Below are 18,407 nucleotides of genomic sequence, written 5' to 3'. Positions count from 1 at the left end.
GCTTGGGTGTCTGGCTGGGTATGGGGTTACAGATCAAACACCGGTTGCGGGTATTCCTGTTCGCTCGACCGGACGCGGCGAGGTCAGTTCTTTCCAAGTGCTGAGGGCGCGGTTCACAGGCGTGTTGGGTTCGCGTTTGACGAACTCGCCATGGCCTTCTTGAGTTTTAATTTCACCATCCATCACGGCAACCTGCCCACGGGTCAGCGTGTAGCGCGGCAGGCCTTTGACCTTTTTGCCTTCGAAGACGTTGTAATCGATTGCAGACTGCTGGGTGCTGCTGGTGATGGTTTTTTCCTTTTCGGGATCCCAGACAACAAGGTCCGCATCCGCACCGACTAGAACCGCACCTTTTTTCGGATAGCAGTTCAGAATTTTCGCAATGTTGGTCGACGTAACGGCGACGAATTCGTTCGGGGTCAGGCGGCCTGTGCCGACGCCGTATGTCCAGAGCATGGGCATACGGTCCTCAAGCCCGCCGGTTCCGTTCGGGATCTTTGTGAAGTCACCGACGCCATAGCGTTTCTGTTCGGTCGTGAATGCACAGTGGTCGGTAGCAACAACGGAAAGAGAGCCGGACTGAAGCCCCGCCCACAGGCTATCCTGATGCTGTTTATTGCGGAACGGGGGCGACATGACGCGGCGCGCGGCATGGTCCCAATCAGGGTTGAAGTATTCGCTTTCATCCAGTGTCAGATGCTGGATGAGCGGTTCGCCCCAAACGCGCTTGCCCTGCTGGCGGGCGCGGCGGATGGCTTCGTGGGATTCTTCACAAGAGGTGTGGACAACATAGAGCGGCACACCCGCCATATCGGCGATCATGATCGCGCGGTTGGTTGCTTCGCCTTCGACCTGCGGGGGGCGGGAATAGGCGTGTGCTTCGGGGCCTGTGTTGCCTTCCGCCAGAAGCTTGGAGGACAGTTCCGCAACCACATCACCGTTTTCGGCGTGCACCATGGCGATGCCGCCCAGATCGGCGAGACGGTTGAATGATGCGTAAAGTTCATCATCGTTGACCATCAACGCACCTTTGTAGGCCATGAAGTGCTTAAAGGTGTTGATACCGCGATCCTTGATCACGGTTTCCATTTCATCAAAGACCTGTTCGCTCCACCATGTGACGGCCATGTGGAAGGAATAGTCACAGTTCGCGCGGGTCGATTTGTTGTCCCACATCTGGATCGCGTCCAAGAGGCCCTGACCCGGCGACGGCAGCGCGAAGTCGACAACCATAGTGGTGCCACCGGACAGCGCCGCGCGCGTGCCGCTTTCGAAATCATCGCTCGAGTATGTGCCCATAAACGGCATCTCGAGATGCGTGTGCGGGTCAATACCGCCCGGCATCACATAGCAGCCCGTGGCGTCCAGTACCTCATCACCCGAAAGGCCCTGCCCGATTTCAATGATCTGGCCGTTCTCAATCAGAACATCTGCTTTGTAGGTCAGGTCATGCGTAACGACCGTTCCGTTCTTGATCACAGTGGTCATGGAAATACTCCTCGGATCATTGAATTCGTATAGCTTATCGGTTTGTGCCGTTCTGTCACGATACGATCTCGGCCGTTTCGACCACGGCGTGCAGAAGAACGTCAGCGCCCGCTGTTGCCCATTCTTTCGAAATCTCTTCGGCTTCGTTGTGGCTTAGGCCATCGACACAAGGGCACATCACCATTGCGGTCGGGGCCACCTGATTGATCCAGCAGGCATCGTGCCCAGCGCCCGAAATGATGTTCATGTGGGAATACCCCAGACGTTCCGCCGCGCTACGAATGGCACTAACGCAATCATCGTCAAAGGCGACGGGGTCAAAGCCGCCAACCTTTTCAAATTCAATCGTCAGGCCCATATCAGCCGCGATCTTTTCGCCCTCTTCATATAGGCGCTTTTCCATGTCCTGAATGACCGCCAGATCAGGCGAGCGGAAATCGACAGTGAACACGACCTTACCGGGGATCACATTGCGCGAGTTCGGGTAGACATCGATATGGCCCGCCGCGCCCACAGCGTGGGGTTTGTGGGACCATGCGATTTCATCGACCTTTTCCAGAATGCGCGCCATTCCAAGGCCCGCGTTCTTGCGCATCGGCATCGGGGTCGAGCCTGTGTGCGCATCTTTGCCGGTGATTGTGACCTGAATCCACGCCAGACCCTGACCATGCGTCACGACGCCGATGTCCTTGCCTTCAGCTTCTAGGATCGGGCCCTGTTCGATGTGGAGTTCGAAAAATGCGTGCATCTTGCGTGCACCGACGGGTTCATCCCCACGCCAGCCGATCCGGTCCAGTTCATCGCCGAACCGTTTTCCCTGAGCATCTGTACGATCTTCGGCCCAGTCTTGGGTGTGAACGCCAGCAAACACACCCGAGGCCAGCATGGCTGGGGCAAAGCGCGTGCCTTCCTCATTCGTCCAGTTGGTTACAACAATGGGGTGTTTGGTTTTGATGCCCATGTCATTGAGCGACCGGATCACTTCCAAGCCGCCTAGAACGCCCAGAACACCGTCGTATTTGCCTCCGGTGGGTTGCGTATCAAGGTGAGAGCCGACGTAAACAGGAAGCGCTTCCGGATCAGTGCCTTCGCGGCGGGCGAACATGTTGCCCAAGGTATCGACGCCCATCGTACAGCCCGCGTCGTCGCACCATTGCTTGAATAGCGCGCGGCCTTCGCCGTCGGCGTCGGTCAGCGTCTGGCGGTTGTTACCACCGGCGACACCTGGGCCGATTTTGGCCATATCCATCAGACTGTCCCAAAGACGGTCGCCATTGATCCGCAGGTTTTCACCGGGTGCGGGCATAAGCATGTCTCCCTGTTGTCGTGCCCTATGCCTTTTGGCTTGGTCGGGCTTGGATCACTGGATCGCCACTAGGCGAACAGAAACTGACCAGCCGGTCAAGATTTATTCTGTGCGCTCGCGGCCTGAGATTGGTTTGAGTGAGGCGCTGCACAAATCTGCATCAAAGCCATGCAGCGCCCCGTTTTTTATTCCGCCGCCTGCGAGGACGGGTTGTTCGGATGCATAGTCCAGTTGGCGTATTCATCCTGAACGGTCTGGCCTGTACGAGGATCCGTTGCACCTGCTGGCATCCGTTCCATTGTGATGCAGCCTTCGATCGGGCAAACATCGACGCAAAGGTTACACGCCACGCATTCGGCATCGTTGACCTCGAACACGCGGCCTTCCTTCATCCAGATCGCCTGATGGCTGGTATCTTCACAGGCGATATAGCAGCGACCGCATTTAATGCAGGCGTCCTGATCGATCTTGGCCTTGGCGATATAGTTCAGGTTCAGGTACTGCCAGTCGGTCACGTTGGGCACGGCCTGACCGATGAAGTCAGACGTCGATGTATAGCCCTTTTTGTCCATCCACTCAGATAGACCAGTGATCATTTCCTGAACGATCTTGAAGCCGTAGGTCATCGCCGCCGTGCAAACCTGAACATTGCCAGCGCCCAGCGACATAAATTCGGCCGCATCACGCCATGTAGTGACCCCGCCGATACCGCTGATGGGCAGACCGTGCGTTTCGGGATCGCGGGCAATTTCAGCCACCATATTCATCGCGATAGGCTTCACCGCGGGGCCACAATAGCCGCCGTGGCTGCCTTTGCCGTCAATCGACGGTTCAGGGCTGAAGTTATCGAGGTTCACGGACGTGATGGACGAGATCGTGTTGATCAGGCTGACCGCATCCGCGCCACCGTTCTTTGCGGCTCGCGCAGGGTAACGGACGTCAGTGATGTTCGGCGTCAGCTTCACGATCACAGGGCGATCGTAGTATTTTTTACACCAGCGCGTGACCATCTCGATGTATTCGGGCACCTGACCGACGGCGGCGCCCATGCCGCGCTCGCTCATCCCGTGGGGGCAACCGAAGTTCAGTTCGATCCCGTCAGCGTTGGTTTCCGCCACGCGGGGCAGGATCGCTTTCCAGGCTTCTTCCTCACACGGGACCATGATCGACGCGATCAGGGCGCGGTCGGGATAGTCCGCTTTGACGCGGGCCATTTCCTCAAGGTTGGTTTCCAACGGACGGTCTGTGATCAATTCGATATTGTTCAGGCCCAGAAGGCGGCGATCAGCGCCATAGATCGCGCCATAGCGGGGCCCGTTCACGTTGACGATTGGGGGGCCTTCGGACCCAAGTGTTTTCCAGACAACACCGCCCCAGCCGGCCTCGAATGCGCGACGGACGTTGTATTCTTTGTCCGTGGGAGGGGCAGAGGCCAGCCAGAACGGGTTCGGCGAAGTGATGCCCAAGAAATTGGTCGTAAGATCAGCCATGGTTTACGCCTTTCCCATCAGAGTTTGATGAATGTCTTCTGCGGCATCGCGACCTTCCGCGACGGCGGTCACTGTCAGATCCTCGCCGCCCAGCGCGCAATCGCCACCGGCCCAGACGCCGTCCACGCTAGTGCGTCCAGCGCCGGCGACAGCGATCTTGCCGCGTTCGATTTTCAGCTGTTCCGAAGTTTCAAGCGTTTGGCCAATCGCCTTGAACACCTGGTCTGCCGGAATACGCATGGTTTCGCCAGTGCCCTGCAGTCCGTTTGGCGTGTCGGCGGTGTATTCAAATTCAACCTCGACCACCGATCCGTTTCCGTGGAAGGCAACGGGTTGCAGATTATAGAGAATGCGAACGCCTTTCGAGGTCGCAAGGTCCTGTTCGAACTCGCTCGCTGCCATCCGATCTCGGCCACGGCGGTAGGCGATGGTGACGTTTTCCGCACCCAAGAGTTTTGACTGAACGGCCGCATCAACAGCCGTCATGCCACCGCCGATCACAACGACGTTCCGACCGATTGGCAGTGTTTTCAAATCATCTGTTTGACGTAGCAAGCTGATGAAATCGACTGCATCGGTTACGCCGATTTTTTCGGCGCCGCTTGCTGCCAGATCATTCACACCACCCAAGCCGATGGACAGGAAGACCGCGTCATAGTCCGAGGTCAGGTCAGACAGGTTCAGGCCCTGACCAAGTGCCTTTCCTGTTTCGATGGTGATGCCACCGATTTTAAGAAGCCAGTCGACCTCTTTCGCGGCGAAATCATCCGTGGATTTGTAAGCGGCAATACCAAATTCGTTCAGGCCACCGGCCTTTGTGCTGGCCTCGTAGATGACCACGTCATGGCCACGCATCGCCAGACGGTGCGCACAGGCAAGACCGGACGGGCCGGCCCCGACAACAGCCACGCGCTTGCCCGTACTGTCTTCACGCGCAAACGGATGAATGCCCTGCGCCATCAGCGTGTCAGTCGCAAAGCGCTGAAGCTGGCCGATGATGACTGGTTTGCCCTCGGCCGCTTCCCGCACACATGCCTGTTCGCACAGCGTTTCAGTCGGGCACACACGAGCACACATGCCGCCGAGGATGTTCTGCGACAGGATCGTTTTTGCCGCGCCCTCGGGCTGGCCTGTTGCGATCTGGCGGATAAACAGCGGGATGTCGATGTCGGTGGGACAGGCCGTTACGCAAGGCGCGTCGTGGCAGAAATAGCATCGGTCTGCGGCAACTGATGCTTCGTGTGGATCAAGGGGGGCATGCAGGTCGGAAAAATTGTCAGCAAGCTGCTGTTCACTTAACCGTCCCGCAACAATTCCGGATGTTGTCGGACTGTTCATTGGCTTTCCCTGCTAATTTTATTTTGGGTGTTTTAGCTGCACTCAGCTTGCTTCAATTCATTTTTTTATCAAACGGTAAATTTTTGAAATCGGGAAAAAACTTCAAAGATGCTCAAAAGATTGGCAAAAATTGACGTTACTTGCCCATGAAAGCAACAGAATTCAGCGAATCAAGCAAGATTCGAGCGTAATACGTCAAGCCCGAGTGCCAAAGTCGCGTTTGCTGCGTCCTCGTCCTGCGCTTCGACGTAGAGGCGCAATTCGGGGGCATTTCCTGACGGCCTGACGTGCACGACCCGACCATCCGTCAGATACATTCGCACGCCATCGGTCAGATCGGTTTTCCGTTCGGTCGAACCTAGCGCCGCCAGAAAACGGGCGCGCGCCTCCGGATCTTGCGCCAGTTTGCCAACAAAAGCAGAAGAGCGGACCTGCGGAACATCCTGAAGCCGGTCAGCAACCGTGATAACGCGCGGTTCGTGGGCGACGCGCTGGGAAACAGGGCCATCACCCGCCGCAACCAGTGTCATGATCAAAGGCAAAACGCAGTCGCGCGTGATAAGCGGCGACAAGGTTCCGATAAGGGCCGTGGCCTCGAACCCCAAAAGGAAACCGCCGTTCGCCTCGTAGCCGATAACCTTGCCGCCAGCCGCTTCCATACCCTCAATCACAAACGGCGATCCGATACGGGTTAGATGGACGTTCGCAAAACCTTTGGCGGAAACGCCGCTGTTCGAGGAAATGGGCGTTACGACAGTGTCGGCATCCAATACCTCGGCTGTGATCTGGCCCATGACGTCGCCAGGAACGATCTTGCCGTTTTCGTCAGCAAGCAGCGGCCTGTCGGAATCGCCATCCATCGACATCACGGCATCGAAGCCGTTCAACTGAACCCACGTACGGATGCTGTCGCGCGTTGCGCTATCAACCGCTTCGGTATCAACAGGAATGAAGGTTTCGCAGCGTCCGAGTTCGGTCACCTCGGCCCCCAAAAGCCGCAGGATACTGGCCAGCACATCACGACCAACTGCAGAATGTGAGTAAAGACCGATCCTTTTTCCGGCCAAAGCCGCACTTCCAAAAGCCGTCACGTATCGCAATACATAGCGAGAGTTGACTTCCGGATCGCTGACACGCTGACCTTGGGCAACAGCCTGCACCGGCTTCTCTAAAGCCGCACAGATCGCAGTTTCATCCTTTTTGGTGATCTCGCCCGCACGGGAATAGAATTTCAGCCCATTGCGATCCGCAGGTATGTGGCTGCCGGTGATCATGATCGCGCTGGCGCTCTGCTGTTGGGCCGTGAGCGCCAATGCAGGCGTCGGCACTTCGCCCGCGTCGATTGCGGTCATGCCCATGTTTTGGGCTGCAGTCATGACAACGTCGGCCAAGTTCGGAGAAGACGGCCGCAAATCACGGCCGACATAGAGCGTACTTCCGACATCGCAGGATCGCAGGAAGGCCTGAACGTAGGATGTCACCAAATCCGGCGTCAGTTCCGTTACCAATCCACGAAGCCCGCTGGTTCCAAACTTTGGTGACATAAACGCCCCACGATTTACTGCATTCAGATCTTATCTAACCTGATGCAAGCCTGACCGGCAAAGGGAAGTCGCAAACGTTTTCGTCAAATCCAATGTTTTTCAGCGCTTTGACAATGCCAGCGTGAAACCGGGCTTCGGTGAATTTACCAGCTTGGGCGGTGAACACAGTGGAGTCCGCCGACGCCAAACCGGATTGTTGGAACCTGTCTATTGCGCCGACCAGACTGTCGACTGAGGGATCATCAAAGAAAATCCCAGTATGTCCGTCTATGACCGTATCAAGGACACCACCGCGACCATAGGCAATCACGGGACGACCCGCGGCCATAGCCTCGACGGGCACGATGCCGAAGTCTTCCTCGCCGGGAAAAATCAGCGCCCGACAGCGGCTGAGATAAGCGCGCAAGGTTGGGCCATCGACGTGACCCAGAAATTTCGTACGTTGCCCTGCCAAAGAGGACAATTGGCGTATCTGCGCCTTGGATCCGCCGATGATGTTCAACGGCAAATCCATCTGTTTAAAAGCCTTAAGCATCAGGTCAGGCCGTTTGTACGAGGCAAGATCGCCAACCCAAAGATAGCTATCGCTGATTTCTTCTTTCGGGGCGGGCTGGAACGAACAAACGTCTACCGGTGGCGCGACGACGGTAGCCTCTCGGCGCCAGTATTTCTGGATGCGCTTGGACACATGAGTCGAGTTCGCAACAAAACCATCGACGCGCGCGGATGAAGAGACGTCCCACTGACGCAAGCCATGAGCAAACAGGGGCATCACGGCCCGTTGCAGCGGGTTGGCCTGTTCGCGGTACACATGGAACTGATCCCAAATGTAGCGCATGGGTGAGTGACAGTAGCACAAGTGCGGGGCATCAGGCGGGGGCAGCACACCCTTGGCAGGACCGGATTCAGACGAAATGACCAAGTCGTACCCCCTGAGATCCAGCGCCTCGAGAGCGCGGGGCATTAAGGGGAGGTAGTTCTGATAGTGGTGCCTCGAGAATGGGTATTGGGCAATGTTAGTCTCAATAATTCTATGGCGGCGCAATGTCGGGCTAAGCTTTTCAGAGATAGCAACATGCGTGAAAATATCCGCTTGCGGGAACATCCGGCACAGCGATTCCAGAACCTTTTCGCCACCGCGCATCCCCACCAGCCAGTAGTGGATCAACGCGACCCGAGGCGCTTTTCTGGACCTGATGTACATCGGTTATCCGTCGAAAAAGCTGGGGTCTTTAAGGCTGATAATCACCGTATCGCCGGGCATCAGAGACAGGTTGGTGTCCGCAACCTCCAGCAATTCGCGCCCAGAGCGCGAGCTTTGTACACTGACGGTTAGGGTCGCTTCTTCCGACAGTAGGGCTGCGGCGAATTCCCCGCCGCTGAGCAATGCCAGTTGTTTAACCAAACGGCGGTAGTTCAGCGTTTCTTGATCCAGCTTGGCCTGTGTCTGCATCAACTCAGTCATCGCTTTTTGACGGCGGTCTTCGACAAAAGAAGACTTCGCCTTCAACACGTCCGACCATGCGCGGTCTGCCAGCAATATTGCCTGTTCGAGTTCCAGCTTTTTCGCCCGCGCATCTGCATAACGCTGTTGCGTAATCGCCTGCTGGGTCGAGGTCTGTAGACCCTTTGCCAGCAGCGCTTTCGAACGCGCCATTCCCTGTTCAGCCGTATCCAGAATTTCGTTCTGAACGGCCAGCTTCTGATCGAACAGTTCCTTTTGGCGCCACAGGTCGCCGACCTCTTTTTCCATAAAGGCAAGGGTTTCAGCATAGTAGGACTGCTCTTGCGTAAAGAGTGCTGTGGCCTGATCTAACCTGATCTTGAAATTGACCGCAGTCGGTTGAGGAATACGGGAAGTATCAGGCTCTATTTCAGCCAAATCCTGCAGTTTTGCGCTCAGCTTAGCTTCTTGCAGAACGAGCGTCGCCAATTCGTAGTTGGACGCCTTTCGTTGGCTTTCCAGCTCGATCTGCGCCCGCTCGAGTTCGATTTTGCTGATACTCCATTCCTGATGGCCTCCAGACATCGCCAAAGCGGTGGCAACGGTCATTCCCGGCGTGAAATCGTAGCGGCCCGGACGTGCGACATCACCGACGACGGTCACATGCGCATAGTTTGCAATGTCGATGGTGATGTCTGGATTTGAGTATAGGCCACGGTCCGCGAGAGCCGTTTCGATTGATTGTTCCGCTTCATCCAGACTGAACCCTGAAACGGCGACCCCGCCCAAACCGGACAACCGGATTTCGCCATCCAGATCGACCTTCATAACTGACGGCTCGGTATCGCCGGGCAAAAGCAACTGCACCTCGTCGCCGACGATCAGCTGATAGTCGCCGGCCACGACCATGCTTGGCAGTGCAAGGGTAAGAGCCGTTAAGAGTGCTGGTTTCAGAGTGACCATAAAAGAACCGGAGGCAGGTTAAGAACTGGCCTCATTAATTCTTGAGCGAGGTTAACAGCCCCTTAAGCAGTTCCGACAATCCGTTGCATCCGATGCGGTAGCGCACGGCGGCCTAAAGGCTTTTTAGCCAAACACCACAAAATTCGCGGTCAGCTTTTTCATAAGGGGTGCGATATGACCGAGAACGTGGTGGTGCAATTCGGAAACGAAGTCGCACGTAAGGATGTCCGATTTTTCACCGGCGAAGCGCTGGCGTTTCATTTTGACAGCGTTCCGACGAGTGCCAGCGTGGCCATCACGATCGCCGAGCATTCCCACCAATCGCCGCTTCTTCAACACGTGACGCAAGACAGCCAAGCGGTGCTTGGTACAGACGATCTTGCTGCGCTGCCCGAAGGTCAAAGCTGTGTCTACAACATCTGGCTGCTTGCGAACGGAGAGCAGGAACTGGTCCAGTACGGAAGCTTGACGTCCCGTTCGACCATTCTTCCAGAAAACCTTTTGGGCGTGACGACGGAAATCTTTTCTGCTGACACGCCGCCTACGCTTTTGATCGATGGCGACAGCGTCATGGCGCATACCGGATTTCGCGATCTTCTGGTGTCGACCACGGGGGATGTTGCGCTGGTTCCGCCGGAATACAATCAGGCGGTGGGCGGTCACACGATCATCGACATGCTGGATAGCGCGGGCAGCGTGATTGAGCGGATTGTCCCAAACAATACGATTGTTGTGGTCGGGCCGATTGGTGCAAATCGTGAACTGAACGCGACTGTTGAAGATCATCGAACGCAGATTCAGGATCTGTTTGACCGCTATGTCGCGGCTGGCGCGACGGTCGTTGCCGTGCCGACGTTACCGGATGGCCGGACCAGTGCCGAAGACGTCGACCCCTATGGCAATGACGCATATTACGCCGAGCTGGCGCAAATCATTCGCGATATCGCAGCGCTCAATCCTTCAGTGATTGCTGTCGATATCTCTGGCTTTGATCCCGTAACCATGAAGGATGACCGGACACACCCCAATGTGTCCCATGGCGCCGCTTATCTAGCGGGGCAAACTGCCAGCACCATTCGCAGCCTTGTGGCGGGCAACCGGATGGACAATGCGGCGAACCGTTTGGGTGCGCTTGCCACATTTGACGGGGATACACCTGCCGCTGCTACGGGTGTCTCGGGCATCGTTCCGACAGGTTGGCAGGCCACGCGCGCAGTGGGTACTGGAAGTTGGACGATTTCACGCGGCGTCAACAACGACCTCATCGTATCGATCACCGATGCGCCCGACAAAGGCCAGCTACAGCTTAGGGCCGACGTCGCAATGGAGGCCGCGACAGGCGAAATATTCGACAGCATTTTTGAGGTGTCTGTCGATGCTGGCAGCACCGGTTTCAATGGCATCCAGACGCTGACAGTCGACGGCTCGATCCTGGGTGGGTATTTCGACGTCGCAGTCGCAAATCCACCCACTGAAACTTTGTATCCGCACGCAAAACTGGTCGCCTTGACTGCAGATAGAACCACCGTCCCTGCAGTTCTTAGACTGTCTGTCGCAGCGGGTGGTTCGGTCACATATCGGGTGACGAATGCGGGGCTTTTCAAAGTTGTTTATGACATTGGAACAACGCCTGTCATCTTGGTGCCCCCGACAAACACAAGCCTGCCAACAATCGACAGCCTGACACCGGTAGTAGGTGATACGTTGACGGCCTCGAACGGAACGTGGAGCGGGTCACCAACCGCATATACGACCCAATGGCTGGCCGATGGTGTGGCGATATCTGGCGCAACCGAGAACATGTTGACGGTAGGGGCAGAACTGGAGGGGGCTGCAATATCAGTCTCTGTTATTGCAACAAATGCCGATGGCCACAGCGCGCCTGCGGTTTCTGCCGCAACCTCGGCCGTAACCGCGCCGGTGGCGAGCGCAATCATCGCTTGGGACAGCCAGATCAACAGCCCTGCGCCCGAGCAGCTGGCTTACAGCGATAGCGACAGGACAGTGTCGGCTACTGCCGCGATCAATGGTATGCGCCATACGCGGGGGGCGATCGCGATTAGCGGAACGGTCTACTTTGAGATTGGCGCAACTGTCGGCGTAAACGGGTTGGGTATTTCCGGCGATACTATCGACTACGCAACCGGCGGCCAAAACGGTGTGTCCCGTTGCTATTGGTCGGGGGCGTATGTCTTTCACACCGGCGGCTCGTCCTTCATGGGAAGCGGGAATACCATCGCGGACGGCGACATCATCCAGATCGCCGTCGACACCACCACAAGCCAGTTCTGGCTGCGAAAGGCCGGAGACACGGTCTGGAACAACAACGCAGCAGCAGACCCTGCGACATCGTCAAGTGGTTTCAGTTGCTCGGGCATGACCGGAGCGATCTATCCCTATGTGAACCTTAAAAATGACGCCGCCGCGCAAGTGGAATTGCACGGGTCCTCTGACAGGATTGCGGGAACTGCGCCTACTGGATACGGGCCTATCGGCTAATCCCGCTGGCTTCGGACAGATGGTGCCGGATCAGGTCTGCTGATCTGGCCCATGTGTATTTGGCCGCGTGTTCAGTTCCCATGGCTGACAGTTCATTCCAAAGCTGGCTGGAGCCATTCAGCCTTTGGATGCACGTGGTCCAATCATTGGCATCCGAGGGATTTGCGAACATGGCCGCTTGGCCGCACGTGTCCGGCAATGCCCCGCCGGTCGATGAAATGACAGGCGTGCCCAGCGCCATCGCCTCAAGCGGAGGCAGCCCGAAACCTTCGGTGAGCGACGGAAACAAAAGGGCCTGAGCGGACGCATAAAGAGCCCTTAGCTCGCCTTCTGTGACGCGCCCGATTGAGACCAGATGTCCCATGTCCGCCCGCTGCGCGCCGCCTGCGAGAACTATTGGACGGTCTGTTGGCAGGGTTTCCAGTAGGTCGATGTTCTTATGTTTATGGTTGCTGGCAATCGCCAGAAAATACTCCCTATGCGTCAACCCGTGCCGCGCCAAAACGGTGGCGTCAGATTTGACACGCAGAATATGGTCCGCGCCGTTCGGGATAACCTTTGCCTTTCCCCGAGGGACGACGCCGAAGTGTTCCAACATCTTGCGGGAATAATCCGATACCGTGAAAACCACATCGGCGCGGCGGGCGAGTGATGGTAACAACAGGCGGTACCAATTCCGGAAGGACGCGCTGTAGCTTTCGGGTGCGGACCAGACTTGTGCATCATGGATCATCACGGCCTGTTGCCTGCGCAGCATAGGCCCCGTGTTGCAAAAATTGAGAAGCATCTGATCATTGGGAAGGGCAGCAAGACTGCTCTGTTCCCAAAACGCGCCACCCCCGCGTCGGACCTTTCCAAGCGCCTGAACAGGTATCTCGTCGGGAAACGGAATGATCGTCTGGGCATCCGTTGGCACCACGATCTTGGGCGGCTGCACGCCATTTTGCGCAGACGTATCCGCCAATGCGCAGGTCAGTTCATAGGCCGTCCGATCAACACCTGTGGGCGTCCGCGTCAGGAAGCGGCCGTTGATTGCCAAATTGTCCAAGGCGTCCTGCACAACGCACCCACTCTGATCTAGACTCGGATGCTGTACTCAGGGTTTAGAGAGGTTTCCAAACCATTAAATTTTTGATGCTCATTCGCAACGCCTTGGAAGAGAACTGGTTTTTGACCCGTATTTCCTTAATGTGGCCTCTGTTCTCAGAAATGTTCACCACTTGGTAACCATTACAGTCAAAGGCTTGCGCATCATGCAGAGCATCACACCTGTCATTCTTGCCGGCGGATCGGGCACACGGCTTTGGCCTTTGTCCCGCAAAAGCTATCCGAAGCAGTTTTCGCCCCTGATTGGCGACACTTCGCTGTTTCAGGCAACGGCCCGCCGTTTGCACGGCACTGCAGGTAAGATCAGGTTCGAAAAGCCTGTCGTGGTTGCCAATTCGGACTTCCGATTCATCGTGACCGAGCAACTGACCGAAGTCGGGATTGATCCGGGCACAGTGATGATCGAACCCTCGGGCCGGAACACGGCGCCTGCGGTTCTGGCCGCCGCGCTACATCTGATGGATCGCAATCCCGAAGCCGTCATGCTGGTGGCCCCATCCGACCACCTCATTCAGGATAACGCCGCCTTTCACCAGGCCATTGCCAAAGGCATGATGGCTGTAAACGATGGGCGCATTGTGTTGTTCGGCATTCAACCGGATCGCCCCGAAACGGGCTACGGCTATCTAGAGCTGGACACAGGTGGCGACGATTGTCTGCCGCTGAAGGCATTTGTCGAGAAGCCCGATTTGACCACAGCCGAAGCAATGCTTTCGAAGGGGAACTACCTTTGGAATGCGGGTATCTTCCTGTTCCGCGCATCAGACGTTGTCGACGCATTCCAGAAACACGCGCCCGAGATTGTTCCGCCCGTGCAGGCCTCTGTCAGCAATGCGCAACCTGATCTCGGTTTCTTGCGCCTCGCACCTGCCGATTGGGACCGCGCGCCGAACATCTCGATCGACTACGCGGTTATGGAAAAGGCGACCGGTCTGGCTGTCGTGCCCTATAACTCGGACTGGTCCGATTTGGGTGGATGGGACGCTGTCTGGCGTGCGTCTGATCAGGATAATTCCGGCGTTGCCGCTATAGGTAATGTGACGGCGATTGAATGCAAAGACAGTATCCTGCGGTCTGAATCCGAACGACTGGAACTGGTCGGGATCGGGGTGGAAAACCTGATTGCCGTTGCTATGAACGACGCCGTTCTGATTGCATCCAAGGATCGCGCGCAGGATGTAAAGCTGGCCGTTGACCGGCTAAAGGCAAAATCAGCGACACAGGCCGAAGACTTCCCCAAGGAACATCGCCCTTGGGGCTGGTTCGAAAGCCTTGTCATCGGCGGCCGCTTTCAGGTGAAACGTATTTTGGTACACCCCGGCGCGGCGCTATCCCTGCAAAGCCATTACCATAGGTCCGAACACTGGATCGTCGTCGAGGGCACCGCGCGTGTCACTGTGGACGAAAAGGTCACTCTGGTGTCGGAAAATGAATCGATCTACGTGCCGCTGGGCGCAAAGCACCGGATGGAAAACCCCGGCAAGGTGCCCATGGTTCTGATCGAGGTTCAGACCGGAAGCTACGTAGGCGAAGACGACATCATTCGCTACGAGGACGTATATGCACGGGGACAAGGCGCAAAGGGCTGAGTTGCTTCCGAACCTGCGCGCAGCACCCCTGACACGGGTCAAAAATCGCGACGTGGGTTTGGACATTGCGCGCGGCTTTGCGATGGTCCTTGTGGTCTTTGGCCATGCCCTGGTTGGTGCGCTTGGCGCTGGCCTTATCTCGGACAACACAGAACGGGTTTTAACCGCGATTTATGCGGTGCATATGCCGCTCTTCTTCATGATCTCGGGCTATCTGGCGCCCAGACTGATCAACCTTCCAACAGATGTTTTTGCAGCAAGGTTCTGGTCCCGATTGGTCTGGCCCTATCTGTTGTGGAGCTTGGTTTTGATGTCGGCCCATTTTTTAATGCGGGCCTATACAAATACCGCGATGACCGGCTTTCATCCTTTGACCATTCTGTGGAAACCGCCCGCAGTCATGTGGTTTCTCTACTATTTGGGCATCGCAATTCTGATAACCCGCGCGGCGAGGGGGGCGCCAAAGACGGCACGTGCAGCACTGGGCATTGCCGTTATCAGCGCGCCATACATCCTACCCGCATTACCCGACCAGACCCGTTTTATCGGCTTCTTTATCCTCGGAACGATGATCCCCAACGCGGGGAGTTCCGGACCCTTCCCGAAATCATCGACAACGGTGGCAGTTATTATCACGGCCCTTAGCTTACTAATGCTTTGGACCCTGCCAATCGACAATACAGATGCGTATCCCGCGTCGCAGATCTGGCTGTTGCCCGCGGCATTTGCAGGGCCGTTTTTACTGTACAGAGCAAGCCAATATGTGGCTCTGAATATGCCGGATGTGCCAATCATGCAGGTGCTTCGACTTATCGGACAGAACACGATGCCGGTTTTCGTTTTGCACATCCTGATAACCGCAGGCACCCGCATCGGATTGCTGCAAGTCGGCGTTACAGACTGGGCCGTGATCATCTGCGCAGCGACCCTACTCGGGCTGATTATTCCCCTGTTGGCAGGCCAAATCGCCAATCGTGCAGGTATTGAGAAATGGCTGGGTTGGCGGTGAAGCCACGGTCGATCGTAATCAACGGGCGCTTTCTGAAGGATACAAACAGCGCTGTGAACGCGGTGGCTTTGAACCTGACCAAAGCATTGATCACCTCGGCGGATGAGCGCGGATGGAAAGTACAAATTGCCGTGCCGAAACCGCTGGAAAACCGCGCAATGCAACTATCCCGCTCTGTCATCGCTGTCGGCCAATCCACGGGTACGATGTGGGACCAGGTTTATATGCCCAAACTTCGCGAGGTCGGCGTGCCTCTGGGTCTGTTCAACTCAGTCCCGCTTCGAGGCAGCGGCTATGTCACGATGCTGCACGATGCCCACGTCTTTCGCACGCCGCAGTCTTACGGTTTCCCCGCTCGGAAATGGCGTCAGCTGACCTCTCGGCGGGCTGGCGCGAGCGGCAACAGGATTTTAACGGTGTCCGAGCATTCAAAGCAGGCGCTACTTGCGCTCGGGATCGGACATGCGGACACGATAGGGGTGGTCCCAAACGGCCCAAGCACCGTCGTATCCACCAAACTTGACACCGCAGTTCTGAAGCGTTTGGAATTAGCAACCAGCACACCCTTCTGCCTCGGCTTCAGCTCGACCCTGCCGCATAAAAACGTGGCTTTCCTGATCGATGTATTCAGGGATCAACGGTTGGGCGACATCCCCTTGGTACTGGTTGGCAGCGCAACTTCCAAAGATTTTGAGCGTGCCGGCGTGACCGTTCCTTCGAATGTCATCTTCGCGGGCCGATGCCCCGACGCAGAACTGGCCGCGCTCTATCAGGCAACACAAACCGTTTTGATCCCGTCGCTGGAAGAGGGCTTTGGCCTTCCTGCGCTGGAAGCCATGTGCTTTGGAAAGCACCCCATCGTGTCGCCCTATGGGGCACTGCCCGAAGTTGTCGGAAAAGCAGGCTATGTCGTGCACGACATGCGCCCATCTGATTGGGCCCAGCACATTGCCAAGATTTGCACAGGTCACGTGACCGCGCGGGATTGCCCACGGCAGCAGGCATCTCGATTTACATGGAACGCTGCCGCACAGCGTGTTTGGGAACATCTGGAAGGCTGGGGTTTTTGAAAGATGTAACGAGGGGCAATCCGAAACCCGGCAAAGCCCCGATCAATGCCGCGAAAAGAGTAGTGAAAAGCGCTAGGCAAACCGCAACGATAAGTTGACCGATAAAGCCCAAGTCAACGCTGTCCAGAATGCCACCCAAGGCAAACGCAAACCCACTAAGTGCAACGACGATTTTGAACAGCGGAACCAGCAAGGGCCGGATCTTCAGATCAGTGTGCCTTAAGATCAAACCCACCGCGGCCACCGCCGAAACAAGCCCGCCGATTGCAAGGGCGACCACCATAGACCCGACACCGTATGGCGCGCTAAACGTGATCGCTGTAAGCGTTAAAAATGTACTGATTACGCTATAACAGAGACTGATTTTTGTCTTCTTGAGTGCAGCAAACACCGGTTCGGTCAGATCCCCGAACGCTACTAAAATGGATCGGCAGGCCAGATACCCGACGTGTGCGGCGGCAGGCAGATATTCTGGTCGAAACAAGTCCGCGACGGCGCTTTCCGCAAGAAGGGTCACGGTTACCACTGCCCCACCTCCGAAGAAGGCGAGGTAGGTAACAAACACCTCGAACCTGCCCTGCAATCCGGCACCCTCACGCGCGGCCAGACCGAAGCGTGACTGAGCAAGCGTTCTGATCGGCAGCGCGACGACATCGACAGAGGCCGACGCCAAACGGTTTGCAAACCTGTAAAGGCCGGACTCTGCCGTCGTAAACATGGCCGCTAGCACAAGGTCGGCCCCGAAATTGCCGAAATACCCAAGAAATCGCGCGGCGTATAAGCTACGCGCGAAAGCAAAGGCCCGTCTGGCCAAGGATTGGTTGAAACCAAGCTTGGGTTTTACGGGCACCGCCCAAAGGAACACTGCCAAGCCAATGCAGATACGCACCACACGGTAGGCAAGCAGCGCGAATACGGACGGCCACACCAGTAGTCCGAGAACGCCGATAAAAACCGATGCGGCGTTGCTGAATAAAAGACCGGCAAAATAGGTGGTCGTCGCGCCCTTTCGCAACAACACAGCCGAACACCACCCAATCACTGCGGCAGCGGGCTGCAAAACGGAAAGCACCTGCAACAACAACGAAAGCTCGGGGCTTTCGAACCAAACAGCAAGCGATGGGGCCAAACAGAACAGGACAAGACCGAAAGCCGCGCTGATCCCCACCATCAAGCATAAACAGGTTGGCAAAAGAACGGACTCATCCTCGCCATCGACTGTAATAAAGTGATGAAAGCCGGTGTAGATCAGCAGGATGCCAGCCTCGACAAACACTATGGCCAAGGCGTAGGTGCCGAAATCAGCAACATTTAAAATCGCAGCAGCGGCCAGAGCGATCACCAGTGACGCGATCTGCTGCGATGCCGGACCCAGCACGGTTAAACCCAGCGACAAGGCCCCCAAGGCCCGAGACTTTGCAGTTACAATTAAAATGGACATCAAGGCGCCGTAAGCCGTGCATTTCGTGGTGAAACCAACCGTCGCATGCCGGGCTTTAAGCATTCGTTAATCCCGTTTTTAGAAAAGTAAAAACGTGATCCGGAAAGGATTAGGACGGA

13 protein-coding genes are annotated in these 18,407 nt (G+C 56.5%); 4 read left to right on the top strand and 9 right to left on the bottom strand.

Features of this window, described 5'->3' with window-relative positions:
• Positions 1 to 33: 33 nt before the first annotated feature.
• From hydA to AC4FIA_RS02785, 7 genes are all read right to left on the bottom strand, one after another.
• Positions 34 to 1,488 carry a dihydropyrimidinase gene (hydA, locus tag AC4FIA_RS02815; RefSeq protein ID WP_490364634.1) on the bottom strand — a complete coding sequence of 485 codons (1,455 nt, stop codon included), beginning with the start codon at positions 1,486 to 1,488 and terminating at the stop codon, positions 34 to 36.
• A 55-nt stretch (positions 1,489 to 1,543) separates the two neighbouring features.
• Complete coding sequence (locus AC4FIA_RS02810; protein WP_490364633.1) at positions 1,544 to 2,794, bottom strand: Zn-dependent hydrolase; 1,251 nt, start codon at positions 2,792 to 2,794, stop codon at positions 1,544 to 1,546.
• 185 nt (positions 2,795 to 2,979) lie between these two features.
• The gene (gene preA / locus AC4FIA_RS02805) at positions 2,980 to 4,284 is read right to left on the bottom strand and encodes an NAD-dependent dihydropyrimidine dehydrogenase subunit PreA (protein WP_488048981.1); all 1,305 of its coding nucleotides are present in this window, start codon (positions 4,282 to 4,284) and stop codon (positions 2,980 to 2,982) included.
• Between the two features lie 3 nt (positions 4,285 to 4,287).
• The gene (locus AC4FIA_RS02800; protein ID WP_490364632.1) at positions 4,288 to 5,622 is read right to left on the bottom strand and encodes an NAD(P)-dependent oxidoreductase; all 1,335 of its coding nucleotides are present in this window, start codon (positions 5,620 to 5,622) and stop codon (positions 4,288 to 4,290) included.
• A 170-nt stretch (positions 5,623 to 5,792) separates the two neighbouring features.
• A complete protein-coding gene (locus tag AC4FIA_RS02795) occupies positions 5,793 to 7,166 on the bottom strand; it encodes a phosphomannomutase (RefSeq protein WP_490364631.1) in 1,374 nt (457 codons plus the stop codon).
• 34 nt (positions 7,167 to 7,200) lie between these two features.
• Positions 7,201 to 8,310, bottom strand: coding sequence for a glycosyltransferase (locus AC4FIA_RS02790; protein WP_490364812.1), 1,110 nt, complete (start codon positions 8,308 to 8,310; stop codon positions 7,201 to 7,203).
• Between the two features lie 63 nt (positions 8,311 to 8,373).
• Complete coding sequence (locus AC4FIA_RS02785; RefSeq protein WP_490364630.1) at positions 8,374 to 9,513, bottom strand: polysaccharide biosynthesis/export family protein; 1,140 nt, start codon at positions 9,511 to 9,513, stop codon at positions 8,374 to 8,376.
• A 234-nt stretch (positions 9,514 to 9,747) separates the two neighbouring features.
• Between AC4FIA_RS02785 and AC4FIA_RS02780 the strand changes: the two genes are divergently transcribed.
• Positions 9,748 to 12,072 carry a hypothetical protein gene (locus tag AC4FIA_RS02780; protein WP_490364629.1) on the top strand — a complete coding sequence of 775 codons (2,325 nt, stop codon included), beginning with the start codon at positions 9,748 to 9,750 and terminating at the stop codon, positions 12,070 to 12,072.
• Here the strand turns inward: AC4FIA_RS02780 and AC4FIA_RS02775 are convergent.
• On the bottom strand, positions 12,062 to 13,120 hold the full coding sequence (locus tag AC4FIA_RS02775; RefSeq protein WP_490364628.1) for a glycosyltransferase family 4 protein: 1,059 nt from the start codon (positions 13,118 to 13,120) through the stop codon (positions 12,062 to 12,064). The genes AC4FIA_RS02780 and AC4FIA_RS02775 overlap by 11 nt on opposite strands.
• A 205-nt stretch (positions 13,121 to 13,325) precedes the next feature.
• Between AC4FIA_RS02775 and AC4FIA_RS02770 the strand changes: the two genes are divergently transcribed.
• From AC4FIA_RS02770 to AC4FIA_RS02760, 3 genes are read left to right on the top strand one after another with little or no spacing between them, the layout of a single operon-like run.
• Complete coding sequence (locus AC4FIA_RS02770; protein ID WP_490364627.1) at positions 13,326 to 14,768, top strand: mannose-1-phosphate guanylyltransferase/mannose-6-phosphate isomerase; 1,443 nt, start codon at positions 13,326 to 13,328, stop codon at positions 14,766 to 14,768.
• The gene (locus tag AC4FIA_RS02765; protein WP_490364626.1) at positions 14,740 to 15,777 is read left to right on the top strand and encodes an acyltransferase family protein; all 1,038 of its coding nucleotides are present in this window, start codon (positions 14,740 to 14,742) and stop codon (positions 15,775 to 15,777) included. Before AC4FIA_RS02770 ends, AC4FIA_RS02765 begins: the two co-directional genes overlap by 29 nt.
• The gene (locus tag AC4FIA_RS02760; RefSeq protein ID WP_490364625.1) at positions 15,759 to 16,847 is read left to right on the top strand and encodes a glycosyltransferase family 4 protein; all 1,089 of its coding nucleotides are present in this window, start codon (positions 15,759 to 15,761) and stop codon (positions 16,845 to 16,847) included. Before AC4FIA_RS02765 ends, AC4FIA_RS02760 begins: the two co-directional genes overlap by 19 nt.
• Here the strand turns inward: AC4FIA_RS02760 and AC4FIA_RS02755 are convergent.
• Positions 16,789 to 18,288, bottom strand: coding sequence for an oligosaccharide flippase family protein (locus tag AC4FIA_RS02755; RefSeq protein ID WP_490364624.1), 1,500 nt, complete (start codon positions 18,286 to 18,288; stop codon positions 16,789 to 16,791). The two genes, AC4FIA_RS02760 and AC4FIA_RS02755, sit on opposite strands and share 59 nt — an antisense overlap.
• Positions 18,289 to 18,407: the final 119 nt, after the last annotated feature.

Source organism: Thalassococcus sp. (assembly GCF_982780845.1).
The sequence above is the reverse complement of the archived record's forward strand: the minus strand, read 5'-3'. Positions and strand labels throughout refer to the sequence as shown.

What these genes read in the sequence shown, in the direction of transcription:
- AC4FIA_RS02760 (WP_490364625.1), top strand. Translation starts at nt 15,759, where the DNA reads ATGGCTGGGTTGGCGGTGAAGCCACGGTCGATCGTAATCAACGGGCGC.
- AC4FIA_RS02795 (WP_490364631.1), bottom strand. Translation starts at nt 7,166, where the DNA reads ATGTCACCAAAGTTTGGAACCAGCGGGCTTCGTGGATTGGTAACGGAA.
- hydA (WP_490364634.1), bottom strand. Translation starts at nt 1,488, where the DNA reads ATGACCACTGTGATCAAGAACGGAACGGTCGTTACGCATGACCTGACC.
- AC4FIA_RS02780 (WP_490364629.1), top strand. Translation starts at nt 9,748, where the DNA reads ATGACCGAGAACGTGGTGGTGCAATTCGGAAACGAAGTCGCACGTAAG.
- preA (WP_488048981.1), bottom strand. Translation starts at nt 4,284, where the DNA reads ATGGCTGATCTTACGACCAATTTCTTGGGCATCACTTCGCCGAACCCG.
- AC4FIA_RS02800 (WP_490364632.1), bottom strand. Translation starts at nt 5,622, where the DNA reads ATGAACAGTCCGACAACATCCGGAATTGTTGCGGGACGGTTAAGTGAA.
- AC4FIA_RS02755 (WP_490364624.1), bottom strand. Translation starts at nt 18,288, where the DNA reads ATGTCCATTTTAATTGTAACTGCAAAGTCTCGGGCCTTGGGGGCCTTG.
- AC4FIA_RS02810 (WP_490364633.1), bottom strand. Translation starts at nt 2,794, where the DNA reads ATGCCCGCACCCGGTGAAAACCTGCGGATCAATGGCGACCGTCTTTGG.
- AC4FIA_RS02790 (WP_490364812.1), bottom strand. Translation starts at nt 8,310, where the DNA reads ATGCGCGGTGGCGAAAAGGTTCTGGAATCGCTGTGCCGGATGTTCCCG.
- AC4FIA_RS02770 (WP_490364627.1), top strand. Translation starts at nt 13,326, where the DNA reads ATGCAGAGCATCACACCTGTCATTCTTGCCGGCGGATCGGGCACACGG.
- AC4FIA_RS02765 (WP_490364626.1), top strand. Translation starts at nt 14,740, where the DNA reads ATGCACGGGGACAAGGCGCAAAGGGCTGAGTTGCTTCCGAACCTGCGC.